We start from the raw sequence: 14,705 nt of genomic DNA, 5'->3' as shown, positions 1-14,705 counted from the left end.
GACCGACGCCGGCAACCCCGGCACGGACCCCACATACGAGGCGTCCCCGAAGGCGTACACCCCACCGTCCTGGCCGACCAGCCAGTAGCCCTGGTCATCGGGGGTCGCCACGATCCCCACCACCGGCGCCGCCGGCCGCACCCCGATCCCCGGCAACGACCCGAAGAACTGGGCGTCACCGAAGCTGAAGACCCCGCCGTGGGCGTCGGCCTCCCAGTAGCCGGGGCTCGGGGGCACCAGCATGTGGACGGTGTTGGTGTCGTCGTCGCCGTAGTAGAGGACGGTCTGGCCGCTCGGGGTCGTGCCGACGGCCAGGCCAAAGAGGGCGCCGGGGGCCTCGTTCGGGGCCAGGTTCCGGACCGCCACCACCTGGCCGGCCGGCGTGATCTCCACCAGGTCGTTGTTGCCGGCCCCGTTCACGACCAGCAGGTTGCCGTTCGCGGGGTCGACCACGACGTTCTCCGGGCTGTCGAGGGCCGGGCCGTGGTAGACGACGGTGGCGGTCACGGGGCCGGTCGCCGTGGCGGCGTCCGGGATGGCGTAGAGGGTGTTGTTCGCGTCGTTCGTCTCGTAGAGGGTCCCGTTGGCCGGGTCGTAGGCCAGGCCCTGGGGGCCAGCGGCGCTCGCCGCCGAGCCGCCGGCTGCAGTCTCAGGCTGCCCGGTCACCAGCTGCTGGTAGGTGGCGTTCACCGGTTGGCCGTTCGGCGTGGTGGCCGTCGGGTGGGGGGTCAGCCGCCAGACGTCCCCGCCGCCGGTCCCGGTGGTGGCGTTGCCGGCATTGCCCCAGTAGAAGGACACCACGCCGTTGGCGTCGCTCACCCCCTGGCCCCAGACCCCGAGGAAGGAGGCCTGGCCCTTGGTGGTCGTGTCGGTGAAGGTGGCCACCAGGGTGCCCGCGGCGTTGATGAGTAGGTCGTTCGCCCCGGTCCCGTCGGCCGCCGAGCCGTAGTCGCCGACCCAGACCCCGTCGTTCAGGGGGTTGATGGCGATCCCCACCGGCCCAGCGACCGGCCCGCCCTGGAAGAAGACGCTGGTCTTCCCCGTGGTCGGGTCGAGCTGCAGGATGGTCGTGCCTGCGCCGGCCGTGCCTGCGGCGTTGTTGAAATCGGCGATGAGCAGGTTCCCGGCGGTCAGGACCCCCATGGTCTTCGGGACCACGGCGATCCCGTAGGGGTTCTGGTCGCCGTTCGGGGCCACGGCCGACCCGACGACGACGTTCCGCAGGGAGGACAGCTGGCCCTGGGCCGCCGACACTCCCGGGGGCGTCGGAGCGGTGGCGGCACCGGCCACGCCGGCGGGCAAAGCGGCCACCGCCAGGGCGACCCCGGGCAGCCCCACCAGGGCGAGCCGCCAGGGCCGAAGACCCCGGGATCGGCTCTGGGCCGACACGGGTCTGGGTCCCGAACGGTCCTGCAGGTCTTCTTGCATCTCGCCTCCCTCGCCAGTCACCAGCGGCCCCCACAGGGGACCGCGTTCGACTGTTCCTGATCTCCATCGGGTGGAACGCCGGCGAGGCCGGCTCGGTTCAATCGACGTCCGACCGGTCGACGCGACGGGCGGGCACCGGTGGCGACGTGCCCTTCAGGCCAGCTTGGCGGCGATGGCGCTCGCGCTGCGCAGAACAGAACCGTCGGCCCCGACCGCCGAGAACCGGCCCGTCGGTCGGGCGAGGGCCTCAGCCACCAGGTCGTCGAGCAGCTGGCCGAAGGCCAGGGGCGGGTCGACCCAGAGGTAGCGGGCCAGGGAGCCGGGGATGGTGTTGACCTCGTTCACCCAGAAGTCCTCTCCGTCGGAGAGGAAGTCCACCCGGGCCACCCCCCGGACCCCGACCAGCTCGGCCACCTCTCGGGCCGCGTCCTGCAGCGCCTCGGCCAGCGCCGGGGCCACCTGGGCTGGCAGCTCCCTGGGTGCCGAGGCCATGCCTTCCCCCCCGACGTACTTGTCCTGGTACCCCAGGATCTCCCCGCCGGCCTGCTGCTTCAGGGGCCGTTCGATGGCCGAGACCTCCAGCCGGGGGTAGCGGCGAACCGCGACGTTGAGGTCGAAGAGCTCGGCCCGGTAGGGCTCGACCACCGCGCCCCGCCGGAGGTGGGGGTTCGCTGCCAGCCGGGCCTGGGCGGTGGCCCGGTCGGCGACCACCTCGATGCCGATCGAGGAACCGCCGAACCGGGGCTTCAGGATCAGCGGCCCCGCCAGGTCGGCCAGTTCGTCCCCGTCGGCGCCCAGGGCACGACGGGGCAGGACGGGCAAGCCGGCGGCGGCGCAGAGCCCGGCGAACGCCAACTTGTCCATGCCGAGGGCCGCCCCGGCCGGGTCGGGCCCGGTGTAGGTCAGGCCGGCCAGGTCCAAGGCCCCTTGCAAGGAGCCGTCCTCCCCTGGGCCCCCATGGCAGCAGACCAGCACGACGTCGAGGCCCAAGGGCCGGGCCTGGCGGAACCGGCCGGCCTCGGGCACGAACCCGCCCTCCGGGCTGGCCAGCAGCCGCAGGGGCGCAGCGCCCCGGGGCACGCCCTCCAGGAAGTCCGAGGCCTCCAGGTTCGGCTCGACCTGGTACCACTCCCCGGTCCGGGACCAGTAGAGGGCGACGGGCTGTCGACCCACCCGGCTCAGCTCCCGGGCGGCCTGCAGGCCGGTCAGGACGCTCACGTCGTGCTCCGGGGAGGGTCCCCCGAAGCAGACCCCCAGACGAGCCCCTGCTGTGTCCACCCTCGACCGACCTCCTCGGTTCGCTCCCCTGCTGCCAGGGGCCGGCCCGGGCAGGCTCGGACCCCATGTGGTCGGGTCCCGCCTGCGGGCCCGCCGAGGGGTCAAGGGTAGTGGTCCGGCAGGTCGTTCTCGTAGAGCACCACGTCGCCCGGCCCCAGGTGCTGGCGCACCCAGGCCACCGCGGCCGACCGGTCGGCCACCACGACGAGCTCGCAGCGCCGCCCCGCCTCGAGGGCGTCCCGCACCCCCGCCACCAGGGCCCGGCGGTTCGTCCGCCCCACCACCACGACCGCGTCGGCGATCTCGGCGGCCACCTTCGCGAAGGCCCGGTTCTCCGGTGCCTGCCGGGGGCCCATCTCGACCATCCCCGGGCTCACCACCGCCCGGCGGGACCCCGGGCCGCCCTGGGCCGCCAGGACCTCGAGCGCCGCCTTGGCCCCGGCCGGGTTCGAGTTGTAGGTGTCGTCCACGATCACCAGCCCCTCGGGACCGGTCGCCGGCGCCAGACGGTGGGTGGCCACCGGCAGGCCTGGGAGCCGCTCGGCGACGACCCCGGCCGGGACCCCGAGAGCCAAGGCGGCCGCCACGGCGCAGGCCACGTTGCTGGGCTGGGCGTTGAGAGTCAGTCCGGCCGCCAGCCGTTCCCCGCCGACCAGGACCTCGAGACCCTCGCTCGTCCGCCGGGCCAGCACCCGCCGTTCGGGGTCGCCGAGCGACGCCCCCGATCCCCCACCCGAGGCCCACCAGACGGTCTTGCCTTCCTCGGCGCAGCGGGCCGCCACGGCCGCCAACCGGGGGTCGTCGACCGCCAGCACCACCTGGGGGGCGCGGACGAGGATCTCGGACTTCGCGGCCAGGATCCGCTCCTCGCTGCCCATCCGCTCCAGGTGGACCGGCCCGATGGCCGTGATCATGGCCACGTCCGGCGGCACCCAGGAACAGAGGCTCGCGATCTCCCCGGGCCCGTAGGTGCCCATCTCGGCCACGAAGACCTCGGTCCCCGGTGCCAGCTGCTCGTTGATGGCCCGAGCCAGACCCGCCCGGTTGTTGAAGCTGGCCGGGCTGGCCACCACGCTGCGGGCCCCGGCCACCAGGTGGGCCACGTAGCCCTTCGTGGTCGTCTTGCCGTAGGAGCCGGTGATGGCCACCACCTGGGGTCGGACCCGTCGGAGCCGGGAGGCGGCCCGGTCGACGTGGCGCTGCAGCAGCCGCCGCTCCACCGGCGCGGTCAGCCGGAGGCCCAGCTCGACCAGGACCGGGCTGCCCAGGGCCACGGCGGCGCCGCCAAGCGCCGGGGCGCCGAAGAGCCCCGCCAGGGCAAGGCCGAGGGCTCCGAGAGCCCCGCTCAGCCCGGCCAGGGTCCGGGCCCGCCGGGTCCAGGCCAGGGGGGCACTGCGGCCCCGCAGGCTCAGGCCCACCGGTCCGACGCCCCCCGCCAGCACGGCCACCAGCCCGAGGGGAGGCAGGGGTTGGGCACCGGCCAACCCCGCCAGTCCCAGCACCCCCAGCAGGCCGTTGCTCGGCGAGCAGCGCCACCAGCGGCCAGCGAAGCGGAGGACCGAGCCGGGCAGGTAGTGCTCCCGCTGGGCCACCCGCACCCACCGAACCCCCCCAAGCCCCCCGGCGAGGGCCCCGAGAGCCAGGACGAGCCACGCGAGCGGTCCGGTCTGGCTGGTCACGGCCGCTCAGGGTAGCGGCCCGCTCAGGACGACCGAGGGTGAGTGGCCAAGACCCGGGCCACCGCCGCCGGCAGGGCTTCGGGACATTCGAGCGGGACCAGGTGGCCGACGCCCGGCAGCACCGTCAGGCGCGCCTGGGGCACCACCGCCCGGATCTCCTCTGCCACCCAAAGCGGTGCCGCGGCGTCTCGCTCGCCCCAGACCAGCTCGATCGGCCAGGGAACCTTGGCCACGGCCTCCAGGGTCTCCCGGTAGTCCTCGTTGACCAGCCGCACCAAGCTGGCCCGCATCACCCCCTGGGCCCGCCGGTAGTCCTCCGACCCGTAGCGCTGCCGCAGGGCCTCCAATCGGGCCTCCCCGAGCAACCCGAGGCGGCGCAGGACACGAGCCAGCCGGTAGCCCAGGGGGGGCGGAGGGCCAGGCCGGCGCACCAGGGGAGCGCCGCAGAGCACCAGGCCGCCGAGCAGCTCTGGCGAGGCGGCCGCCAGGCGGACCGCCACCCGGCCCCCGAGGGAGTGCCCGACCACCACCGGCCGCTCCGCCCCCACGGTTCGCAGCGCCTCGGCCACGACAGCCGCCATCTCGGCCGAGCCGAGGGGGGCCGCTGGTGCCGGCGAGCTCCCGAAGCCCGGCAGGTCCACAGCCAGGACCGGCCCGCCCTGCCAGCCGCTGCCGGGCCCGAACCCGGCGGCGAAGTCCTCGGCGCTTCGGCCCCAGCCGTGCAGGGCCACGACCACCGGCGGGCCGGCAGATCCAAAGGCCTGCCCGAAGAGGCCGGAGGAGCCGAGGGCCACGAGCACGCCAGCAGGCTAACCGGCCCTCAGCGCTCGCCTCCGAGCCACCCCGGCGGGCCAGCCGCACCCGGCGGCGGGACGGGGACGGGGCCGAGCACGACCGTCGGCTCGTTGCCCGAGCGGTAGCTGGCGGCCGCCGTGGCCACGTCCTTCGGGTAGGTCCGAAGGGCCCGCAGCAGGATTAGGCCGCTCACCGCCAAGGGGAGCAGCATGATGCCGAACGTCACCTGCAGGCCCTCGCGGCCCCCGCCGAGGAGGTCCGAGAGCCCCCCGAAGACGACCGGGGCGAGGGCCTGGCCGCCGGTCCGCAGGAACGACCGGATGCCCTCCGCCCGACCCCAGAGCAGCGACGGCATGATGTCCAGCCGAGCCGCGTCCATCGGGGGGTTCTGGGCGGTCAGCAGGAAACCCGCCGCTGCCACATAGGGCAGGGCCGTGACCGCGGAGCGAGTCATCACGGCGGGGATGAAGAGGACGACGGTGCCGAAGGCACAGACGGTGGCCACGAGGACCCGGCCGTTGATCCGGTGCCGGCGGACCAGGGCGTCCCCGACCCGTCCGCCCACGAGGACCCCGGCCACGGCCGCAGCCCCGACCACCAGCATGAGCAGGTCGGCGACCACCTGGCTCACCCCGTACTGCCCCCGGGCGAACTCCAGCCCGAAGGTCTCGACCCCGGCCAGGAAGAAGTAGGCACAGGCGCTCGAGATGATGATCACGACGTTGGTCCGGACCGAGAGCACGTAGCGGACCGTCTGCCCGAGCCGCATCCGACGGGGGTCGTCCCGCAGGACCAGCCGCGGGTCCGGTTCGATGCCCAGCCGGGCGGCCTCCTGCTGGGCGTCGGTCGGACCGGCGCTCGGCACCAGGACCTCTTCCCCGAAGGGCGGCCGGCGGGTGGCGCCGAGGCGTCGCCGCCCAGCCTCGCCGAGGTCCCGGCGGCCCAGCAGTCGGCGCTGGCCGGGCTGGAGGTGGCTCGCACCCCCCCGGGCCGGTTCCGGCAGGTGACCGACCGCCCAGGCAAGCAGCAGGGCAGGGATCGCCAAGACCACGAACGCCGCCCGCCACGACAGGGCGGCGACGTCGCCGGTGACCACGAAGCCGACCCCGGCCCCGAGCAGCTCCCCAGCCAAGACGTAGCCGTACACCTTGCCCCGCTCACCCGGGGCGAACCAGTCCCCGACCAGCGAGGCCACCGCCGGTCCCGAGACTGCCGTCACCGCCCCCAGGCCCAAGCGGACCAGGAGCAGCTGGCCGAAGGTCGAGACGGTGGCCGAGGCGAACGTGGCCACCCCCCAGAGCACGATCGCCACCGTCAGCAGCCGGATGCGGTGCACCCGGTCCACCAGGACGCCGAAGGGGACCGAAGCCACGGCACCGACCAGGGCGGTCACGGCCACCAGCACCCCGATGTCGGTGTTCGAGATCCGGAGGGCGTGTCGCAGCGGCGCCGCGGCCGCCCCGACCGTGGCGGTGTCGGCGCTGTTCAAGGCCAGCACGCAGGCGAGGAGGACCACCACCCGGGTCCGGGCCGGTCCCCCCAGCACCTGCTCCAGCCCCTGTTCGGCGGCCTCGATGACCCGCCGGGCAGCCCGTCGACCCCGGTGCCCCCGTGGGGACCCGAGCTCACCGAGCAGCCCAGGGCGCCGACCCGGCGACGTCCCCGCCGGTCCGCCGCCGGGGGCGTTCGGCCCGTTCCCCGGAGGTCCTTCGGCCATGGACCTATCCCACCACCTTCGGTTCCCCAACCCCGACGCGCCTCCCGCCCCCATGGCTTCGGGCCCAGACAGGGCCCGTCCGCCGTGCCCTCACCCGCTCGGCCCGAGCTCGTCGAGGGCGAGGTCCACGAGGACCGGGGCGTGGTCCGAGGGCCGTTCGCCCTTCCGCTCGTTGCGGTCCACCAGCGCCAACCGGCAGCGTTCGGCCAGAGGCCGGCTGAGGAGCACGAGGTCGATCCGCATGCCCTGGCGCTTGTGGAACGCACCACCCCGGTAGTCCCACCAGCTGTGCACCCCCGCTGCGGGGGTGAAGGCCCGCAGGGCGTCGACCAGGCCCCAGTCGAGCACGGCCTGCAGGGCCTGGCGCTCCTCGGGGCTCACGTGGGTCGCCCCGGCGAGCGCGGCGGGATCCCAGACGTCCCGGTCCTCGGGCGCCACGTTCATGTCCCCACAGACGCAGACCAGGTCCTCCGGGCTGGTGCTCCGCTCCAGGTGGGAGCGGAGCTCGGCGAGGAAGCGGAGCTTCTCGACGAAGTGCTCGCTGCCCACCTCCCGCCCGTTGGGGACGTAGACGCTATGGACCAGGACCGAGCCGCAGCGGGCGGCGAGCAGCCGAGCCCCGGCCGCGTCCAGGGTCCCCCCGAAGTGCCGTTGGACCTCGGCGAGGCCCAGGCGGCTCACGATGGCCACCCCGTTCCACTGGCCCTGGCCGTGGTGGGTCGCCTCGTAGCCCAGCTCGGCGAAGGCCTCGGCGGGAAAGGCCCCGTCGGCCATCTTGGTCTCCTGGAGGCAGAGCACGTCCGGCTGGGCCTCGGCCAACCAGGCCAGCACCCGGGGGAGCCGGGCGCCGAGGGAGTTCACGTTCCACGTGGCGAGCCGCACCGCCTCGCCTCAGGGATCCACCAGGACGAAGAGCAGGTCCGCCTCGCACGCTAGCTGCCCCTCCACCCGGGCCACCCCGTGCCCCGTCCCGGCTCGGGCCGAGACCCGGCCCAGGGACACGCTCAGCTCCAGGGTCTCCCCGGGCTGCACCTGCCGGCGGAACCGGGCCCGGTCGATCCCGCCGAAGAGGGGCAGCCGCCCGGCGGCCCGGGCCGGGTCGCTCAGGACGGCCACAGCGCCCAACTGGGCCAGGGACTCCACCATCAGGACCCCTGGCAGGGTGGGCCGACCGGGGAAGTGCCCGGCGAAGAACGGCTCCTCGGGGCGCAGCACCCAGCGACCCTCGGCGAAGACCCCCGGCTCCAGGGTGGTGACCTCGTCGAGCAGCAGGAACGGGGGGCGGTGGGGAAGGACCTCCTCCGGCCGGAGCACGACGCCAGGCTAGCCGCCAGGACTCCCCAGCCCGAAGGCCAGCGTTGGGCAACCGGTGGGAAAGATGGGACGTCCGATGGTCGATGCCCGGCCCGGTGTGGTTGACGCGGCGTGGGCACGGCGGGCCCAGCAGACCTGAGGAGGGCTTCGGCCTCGTGGAGACGGTCGTCGCCTTCTCCGTCCTCCTCCTCGTGCTCCTCGCCGTGGCTGGCCTGACCGGCGGCGTCCTCGGGCAGGCGGCCACTGCCCGAGCCCAGAGCGCGGCTGGAGGCCTGGCCGAGAGCGTCCTGGGTGGGCTCGCCCACCAACCCCTCAGCACCCTCGACGCCGAGGTCGACCAGGTCGTTCCCCTCCCGCCGGTGACCCTGGCCGGCGAGACCTTCGCCCGCCAGCAGTACCTGACCTGGCAGGCCGGCAACGGCCCCAACCTCTGCCAATCCGGCCAACCGCCGGTCGCTCTCCAGGCCACCGTCACCGTCAGCTGGAACCACGATCGCCAGCACCTCAGCGAGAGCTCGGTCGTCGACCCCCCCTACAGCCCGGCCGAGGCCGGCCAAGGCGACCTCGCCGTGCAGATCCAAAGCGCGCAGAACCCGTCCGAGCCGCCCACCCAGGTCCAGGCGATCGCCGTGGTGGTCCAGAACGCTCAAGGCCAAACGGTCACCACAGCAACGCCCGACTCGGCCGGTTGCGTCTACCTCGCCCTGCCCGCCGGCAGCTACACGGTCAGCGTCCAGAGCCCCCAGAGCCCGCTCTTCGTGGACCCGAGCGGCCAGGCCGCCACCCCGCCGGGGCAGGTCTCGGTCGAAGCTGGCCAGGTCACCCAGCTGGCCGTCCCCTTCGACCAGGCTGCCCCCACGACCTTCGCGCCCGCTGCCGCCAGCCCCCCGCCGGTGCCTGGCCTGCCGGTCACGGTCACCGCCAGCGGCCTGCCCTCGGGCGCCCAGGTCGTGGTGGCCGCCGGCTCGACCAGCGAGGGTCCCGCCCCCCTCTTCCCGTTCCCCTCCGGCTACCAGGCCTTCTTCGGCGACTGCAGCGCCGAGGCCCCGGCTTCGCCCACCGGCTTCCCCACCAGCCCGGGAACCGACCAGACGGTGGACCTGGCCGGCCTGGTGCCCCTCGACCTGGCCGTCAGCGCCAAGGGGGCCGGACCGGTCAGCGGCACCCTCACCCTCGCACCCCCCTCGGGCAGCGGCTGCCCGGCCGACCAGTTCCCGCTCGGACCCTCGTCCCTCCACCAGGGCGCCGGGCAGCTCGACCGGCAAGTCCTGGCCTTCCCGGCCACCCTGACCCTGGTCGACCAGGCCGACGGCGCCAGCACCACCGTCCAGCTCGCCTGGGACGCCAGCACCGAGCAGTGGCTCGTGACGCAGGGCGGCACCACGACCCCCTACCAGGCCGGCCAGCCCATCCCGGTGGCCGTGGGATGACCACGCGGCACTGCCTCGGCCGACGCCGGACCGGTCGGCCCCGGGACCACGGACCCCGACCAGACGAGCGCGGGGTCATGTCCCTCGTCGAGGTCGTGGTCGTGGTGGCCCTCCTCGGCCTCCTCCTCGGCATCGTCCTCCCCGTCGTCACCACCCTGGGGCAGGCCAGCCAGGCGGTCACCGCAAGCTTCGACGCCGCCGACCAGCTCCAGGGCCCGGCCGCCACCTTGACCCGGCTCCTCACCGAGGCCGTCGCCCCCGCCCCACCCGGGTCCGGCACCTGGTGGGCAGTGTTCCAGCCCGGCACCTCGGACCGGCAACTGGTCTTCACCGCCGACGTCGGGCCCCTCGGCCAGGAGCTCCAGCAGGGCAACCCGGCCAGCGCGGTGACTGGCCCGGCACTCGTCACCGTCAGCGTCACCCCCGAGTCCACCCCGGGCGGCGGGGAGCAGCTCGTCGCCAGCCTGGCCCTGCCGCAACCCGGGACCTGCCCGCCCGCAGGGACGGCGGAACCTGTGACGAGCGGCTGTCAGTACCCCGGCTGGGAGGAGCAGCTCTTCGACCTGCCTCATCTCCAGCTCGGCTCCCAGCCCCTCTTCCAGTTCCTCGTCCCCGGCTCCGGCTCCAGTGCGAACCAGCTCCAGTCCACCGTGTCCAGCACCTGCACCGACAGCAGCAGCACCATGGACTGCCCCCTCGACCAGGTCCAGGCGGTCACCTTCGACCTCCAGGTAGAGAGGAACGGGACGCCCCCAACCGCCGTCCAGTCCGAGGTCTGGCTGGCCTCCCCGACCTACGACCCGGCCCTCGGATGAGCCAGCGGCACCTTCTCCGTCGAGGCCTCGGCCATCGGGGCCGTTGGCCGACCGGCCGTCCCGGTCAGGACGGCCAGGCCCTGGCCATCGTCCTCGGCCTGGTCGGCCTGCTCACGATCGGCGGCTTGGCCCTCGCCCAGGCCTCTCTGGGCGGGGGCCCGGTCCTCACCCAGGGCACCCTGGCCGAGCAGGCCCACGAGGCAGCCATGGCCGGGGTCGACGACTACCTGGCCGCGGTGAACGCCAACCCCGACGAGGTGGTCTGCAGCACGGCCAACGAGACCAGCGGCTTCTGCAGCGGCGGGCCCGCGTTCGAGTCCTGGCAGGCCCTCTCCGACCAGGCCCCCGGCGCGGTGCCGTCGTGGTTCTGGCTCTCGGACCCGGCGGTCGACCAGGCCACCGGCCAGGTCGCCGTGACCGTCGTCGGCGCCGCCGGCGACCTCTCGGCCCGCCACGTCGCCTATGAGCAGGCCCAGGTGGCCCTCCGGGCCACGAACGACTTCCTCCGGGACCTCCTCTGGTTGGACTACGACCAGATCGACCCCCTGCTCCTCGACCCCCAGGGCACCACCGAGGACCCGGGTCCGACCTGCGGCCTCTACTGGCAGGACTACGGCGTCAACGAATGGACCGGCCAGAGCGAGCCCAAGACCTCCAACACGCTCGGGCCGAGCAGCAGCTGCACCGACGTGGCCTTCGTCACCGGGGACGTCCTCGACGGCCCGGTCTTCGTGAAGGACGCCATCTTCGTCTGCGGCAGCCCCACGTTTACCGAGGTCCACACCGAGGACCCCGACCTGCCCCCGGGGACGTTCACGGTCTCGGCTGGTTCGGGGTGCCCGAATGCGCCCCAGATCCAGGACCCAGCCGCCAGCACCACTGGCACCAACACGCCCGACGAGACCGTGCCCCCGACGAACGCCACCTTGCTTCAGGTGGCGGAGCGTCTGGGCTGCGTCTACGAGGGACCCACCGAGCTCAGTTTCGCCACGACCCAAAGGGGCACCGTCATGGCGGTCACCAGCCCCGACACCCCGGGTCTCGGCACCAAGAGCGGCTCGAACGACGCCCTCGACGCCCCGGCCAACCCGAACCGCTGCCTGCCCAGCCATGCCGGCGGCACCATCCCCGCCCCGGCCAACGGCGTCGTCTACGTGCAGGACTGCCCGGCCCAGGACCAAGCCTGCACCTTCGACCCCCTTGCCGGGACTGGGCAACCAGGATCGATCGGACCAACCGAAGGGGATGCCATCGTCCAGGGCACCGTCGGCACCCCCCTTACCGTGGCCGCCGAGAACAACGTCGTCATCGACGGCAACCTCTGTTACCCCAGCACCACCGGCTCCTGCCCGACCGTGCCCAGCCAGATCGCCCCCCTCCCGGGGCTGCCCCCGCCCATCCTCGGCCTGATCGCCCAGAACTTCGTCGTCCTCAACCACCCGGTCGAGGTGGTCCAGAGCTTCTTCGGTCCCCTTTCGTTCAACGCCCCGATCTGCGGCACCCGACACGCCCCTGCCCCGCCCCACTGCGACCTCGAGAACCCCGTCGTCGACGCCGTCTCGCTCTCCCTCACCCACTCCTTTGTCGTGGCCAACTGGAGCGATGGCCAGCCCCTCGGCACCCTCAGCGTCCTCGGAGCCATCGCCCAGAACTGGCGGGGCCCGGTCGGCACCTACACCGGCAACAGCCAGATCGCCTCTGGCTACCTCAAAAACTACGTCTGGGACACCCGCCTCACCACGTTGGCCCCGCCCTACTACCTCAACCCCGGCACCGCCTCCTGGACACTCGCCAGCCTGAGCCTCCAGCCCACTCTCACCTGCCAGGTCGCCGGGTGCGGCCCCCTCCCCCGTCAGACCTGAGCCCGCTGGCCACCTCGCGCGCCGTCGTCGGTCACGGCAGGCAGGTCGGCCAGCAGTCCCGGCTCGCCGAGGACAGCGGCCAGCTCGGCCACCGCTGCCACCGGGTCCCCCACCTTGATCGTCGCCATGCCCATCGCCCGAGCCGGCTTCAAGTTCACCCCCAGGTCGTCCAGGAACACGCACTCGCTCGGGACCACCCCCAAGCGCTCGCAGGCCAGCTGGTAGATCCGGGGATCAGGCTTCCGCAGGCCCACCTCGGTCGAGGCCACCACTACGTCGAACCGCTCCGCCAGCGTCCCCGGCAGGCCGCTGGTCGGGCCGGCAGCGAAGGTGTTCGTGACGGCGCCCAGCCGGTACCGGCCGCGCAGGCGGTCCAGCGTGACGAGCAGCAGGGGTCGCACCGCCAGGTCGAGCAGCTCGAAGAGGCCCGCGGGGTCCACCGGGTGCCCCAAGCTGGCTGTCTCTTCCCGGAACAGGGATCGGAAGGTGTCGAAGTCCACCTCGCCGCGTTCCAGGCGGGCCCAGGCGTTGTCCTGCGGGTTCCGGCTGTTGACCGCACGCAAGAAGCCCTCGGGCAGACCCTGCTCCTGCTCGAAGCGGCCGAAGGCCTCGAAGGGGCTCTCGGTCACCACCCCGCCGATGTCGAACAGCACTGCCTCGAATCGGCGGGTGCGGCCCGGCTCCACGTCCGCGACCATGCTCGCATCCTAGGGCCCCCCACCGGAGGGTCACCCGGAGGCTCCACGCCGCGTGCTTGACTACCAGGAGCCATGAACACCGCACGTGTCGTCGTCGACGGCTCCAACATCGCCACCGAGGGGCGCTCGACCCCCAGCCTCGCCCAACTCGACGAGGCAGTCCGTCAGCTCCACGAGGAGCTGCCCGATCACGAGATCATCGTCGTCGTCGACGCCACCTTCGGCCACCGCATCGACCCTGCTGAACGAGCCCAGTACGAGGAAGCCGAGGCCCACGGCGAGCTCATCTCGCCCCCGGCCGGCACCATCGGCCGGGGGGACGCCTTCCTCCTCCAGGTCGCCGCCCGGGCCGGCGCCGTGGTCCTCTCCAACGACTCCTTCCAGGAGTTCCACGGCGACCATCCCTGGCTCTTCGAGCCTGGGCGCCTCCTCGGCGGCAAACCCATCCCCGGCATCGGCTGGGTCTTCACCCCTCGCACCCCGGTCCGCGGCGTCAAGAGCCGCAAGGCCACCGCTGCCGCCAAGGGCACCAAGCGCACCGCGGCCAAGTCCTCGACCCTCGCGGCTCTCCTCGGCGCAGCCGCGCCGTCGCCCGCGCCGACTCCGTCCCCGGCTGCCGAGGCGGCGGCGAACGGATCCGCTCGTCGGCGCCGGCGCCGCAGCAGCCCGGCCAGCTCGGCCAGCCCGGCCAGCGCGCCCGCAGCCCCGCCCACCCCCGCCGAGGATCGGGCGCCGAGCCCCGTGCCAACCGAGGCTACCGGCCGCTCGCCCAGGACCAGCGCCGAGCCCCTCAACGAGCCCCTCACCTTCCTCACCTTCATCGCCGACCACCCCATCGGGACCCGCCTCGACGCCGTCGTCGAGGGCTTCGTCTCCCACGGCGCCATGGTCCGGGTCGGCGACATGCGCTGCTACGTGCCCCTCCGCAACCTCGCCGATCCCCCGCCCACCCGGGCCCGCGCCGTCCTCAGCCGAGGGGAGCAGCGCACCTTCGTCCTCGTTGCCCTCGATCCCCTTCGCCGCGGCGCCGAGCTGGCCCTGCCCGAGGTGGCCGAGCGGCGGGGTCTCAGCCTCCCCGAGCCGCCGCCCCCCACCACCTCTGCCACCAAGACCTCGGCACGGAAGACCCCCCACACCCCAACCCAGCCCCTCGACGACACCCCCGCCGAGGCGAGCACCAAAGCCGCCGCCAAGAAGACCCCCGCCACGAAAACCGCAGCCAAGAAGACCGCAGCCAAACGGACTGCGACCAAAGAGACCCCCGACACCACCGTGGCCCCCACCACCCGCACCCGAGCCACCCAAACACACAAGCTCCACAACGCCAGCGAGGACACCACCCCCGCCCCCACCAAGCGCCGCACCAAGAAGACCACCGCCGAGACCACCACCGAAGCCCCCGCGACCACCCCCACCGACGCCACCCCCGCCAGCACCCCCACGAAGACCACCACCAAAGCCGCCGCCAAGAAGACCCCCGCCACGAAAACCGCAGCCAAGAAGACCGCAGCCAAACGGACGGCGACCAAAGAGACCCCCGACACCACCGTGGCCCGAAGCGGGTCCACTCGGGCGCGGCCTCAGACGACGACCGGGACCCGCTGAGCGCGCTCGCCCCCGGCGGGCGAGGTGGCCGCAGCGAGACAGCGAGAGTCCCGTCGGTCCCTGACGGGGAGGGTGCCGGGGAGG

Annotated in this window: 12 protein-coding genes; 4 read left to right on the top strand and 8 right to left on the bottom strand. The window is 73.8% G+C overall.

Going from position 1 to position 14,705, the window contains the following annotated elements; translation table 11 throughout:
* The 7 genes from Acit_RS08295 to fabZ all read right to left on the bottom strand — a co-directional run.
* Positions 1 to 1,428: NHL repeat-containing protein (locus Acit_RS08295; protein ID WP_248107965.1), on the bottom strand; the 1,428-nt coding region annotated here is incomplete at its 3' end.
* 153 nt (positions 1,429 to 1,581) lie between these two features.
* Complete coding sequence (locus Acit_RS08290) at positions 1,582 to 2,706, bottom strand: D-alanine--D-alanine ligase family protein (protein ID WP_248107963.1); 1,125 nt, start codon at positions 2,704 to 2,706, stop codon at positions 1,582 to 1,584.
* A gap of 101 nt (positions 2,707 to 2,807) precedes the next feature.
* The gene (locus Acit_RS08285) at positions 2,808 to 4,385 is read right to left on the bottom strand and encodes a Mur ligase family protein (RefSeq protein ID WP_248107961.1); all 1,578 of its coding nucleotides are present in this window, start codon (positions 4,383 to 4,385) and stop codon (positions 2,808 to 2,810) included.
* A gap of 23 nt (positions 4,386 to 4,408) precedes the next feature.
* Positions 4,409 to 5,185 (bottom strand): alpha/beta fold hydrolase, encoded by a 777-nt coding sequence (locus Acit_RS08280; protein ID WP_248107959.1) that lies wholly within the window; start codon positions 5,183 to 5,185, stop codon positions 4,409 to 4,411.
* A 20-nt stretch (positions 5,186 to 5,205) separates the two neighbouring features.
* Positions 5,206 to 6,897, bottom strand: coding sequence for an MFS transporter (locus Acit_RS08275; RefSeq protein ID WP_248107957.1), 1,692 nt, complete (start codon positions 6,895 to 6,897; stop codon positions 5,206 to 5,208).
* Between the two features lie 90 nt (positions 6,898 to 6,987).
* Positions 6,988 to 7,779 (bottom strand): exodeoxyribonuclease III, encoded by a 792-nt coding sequence (locus Acit_RS08270; protein ID WP_248107956.1) that lies wholly within the window; start codon positions 7,777 to 7,779, stop codon positions 6,988 to 6,990.
* Positions 7,780 to 7,788: 9 nt separating this feature from the next.
* Positions 7,789 to 8,211, bottom strand: coding sequence for a 3-hydroxyacyl-ACP dehydratase FabZ (gene fabZ / locus Acit_RS08265; RefSeq protein ID WP_248107954.1), 423 nt, complete (start codon positions 8,209 to 8,211; stop codon positions 7,789 to 7,791).
* Positions 8,212 to 8,366: 155 nt separating this feature from the next.
* Here fabZ and Acit_RS08260 point away from each other — a divergent pair, with 155 nt between their 5' ends.
* From Acit_RS08260 to Acit_RS08250, 3 genes are all read left to right on the top strand, one after another.
* Positions 8,367 to 9,641 (top strand): carboxypeptidase-like regulatory domain-containing protein, encoded by a 1,275-nt coding sequence (locus Acit_RS08260; protein WP_248107951.1) that lies wholly within the window; start codon positions 8,367 to 8,369, stop codon positions 9,639 to 9,641.
* A 77-nt stretch (positions 9,642 to 9,718) separates the two neighbouring features.
* The gene (locus tag Acit_RS08255) at positions 9,719 to 10,456 is read left to right on the top strand and encodes a hypothetical protein (protein WP_248107949.1); all 738 of its coding nucleotides are present in this window, start codon (positions 9,719 to 9,721) and stop codon (positions 10,454 to 10,456) included.
* On the top strand, positions 10,453 to 12,318 hold the full coding sequence (locus Acit_RS08250) for a hypothetical protein (protein WP_248107947.1): 1,866 nt from the start codon (positions 10,453 to 10,455) through the stop codon (positions 12,316 to 12,318). The genes Acit_RS08255 and Acit_RS08250 overlap by 4 nt, the downstream gene beginning before the upstream one ends.
* Here the strand turns inward: Acit_RS08250 and Acit_RS08245 are convergent.
* Positions 12,309 to 13,016, bottom strand: coding sequence for an HAD-IA family hydrolase (locus Acit_RS08245; protein WP_248107944.1), 708 nt, complete (start codon positions 13,014 to 13,016; stop codon positions 12,309 to 12,311). The two genes, Acit_RS08250 and Acit_RS08245, sit on opposite strands and share 10 nt — an antisense overlap.
* A gap of 72 nt (positions 13,017 to 13,088) precedes the next feature.
* Between Acit_RS08245 and Acit_RS08240 the strand changes: the two genes are divergently transcribed.
* Positions 13,089 to 14,621 carry an NYN domain-containing protein gene (locus Acit_RS08240; protein ID WP_248107942.1) on the top strand — a complete coding sequence of 511 codons (1,533 nt, stop codon included), beginning with the start codon at positions 13,089 to 13,091 and terminating at the stop codon, positions 14,619 to 14,621.
* Positions 14,622 to 14,705: the final 84 nt, after the last annotated feature.

Origin of the sequence: Aciditerrimonas ferrireducens, from assembly GCF_023130475.1 — a bacterium.
In the GTDB taxonomy this organism is placed as follows: Bacteria; Actinomycetota; Acidimicrobiia; order Acidimicrobiales; family UBA8190; genus Aciditerrimonas; species Aciditerrimonas ferrireducens.
This window is presented reverse-complemented; position numbering and strand designations above follow the sequence as displayed.

Bases quoted from the DNA above. Each gene is read 5' to 3' on its own strand.
- Acit_RS08275 (WP_248107957.1), bottom strand. From the start codon at position 6,897: ATGGCCGAAGGACCTCCGGGGAACGGGCCGAACGCCCCCGGCGGCGGA.
- Acit_RS08255 (WP_248107949.1), top strand. From the start codon at position 9,719: ATGTCCCTCGTCGAGGTCGTGGTCGTGGTGGCCCTCCTCGGCCTCCTC.
- Acit_RS08250 (WP_248107947.1), top strand. From the start codon at position 10,453: ATGAGCCAGCGGCACCTTCTCCGTCGAGGCCTCGGCCATCGGGGCCGT.
- Acit_RS08245 (WP_248107944.1), bottom strand. From the start codon at position 13,016: ATGGTCGCGGACGTGGAGCCGGGCCGCACCCGCCGATTCGAGGCAGTG.
- Acit_RS08240 (WP_248107942.1), top strand. From the start codon at position 13,089: ATGAACACCGCACGTGTCGTCGTCGACGGCTCCAACATCGCCACCGAG.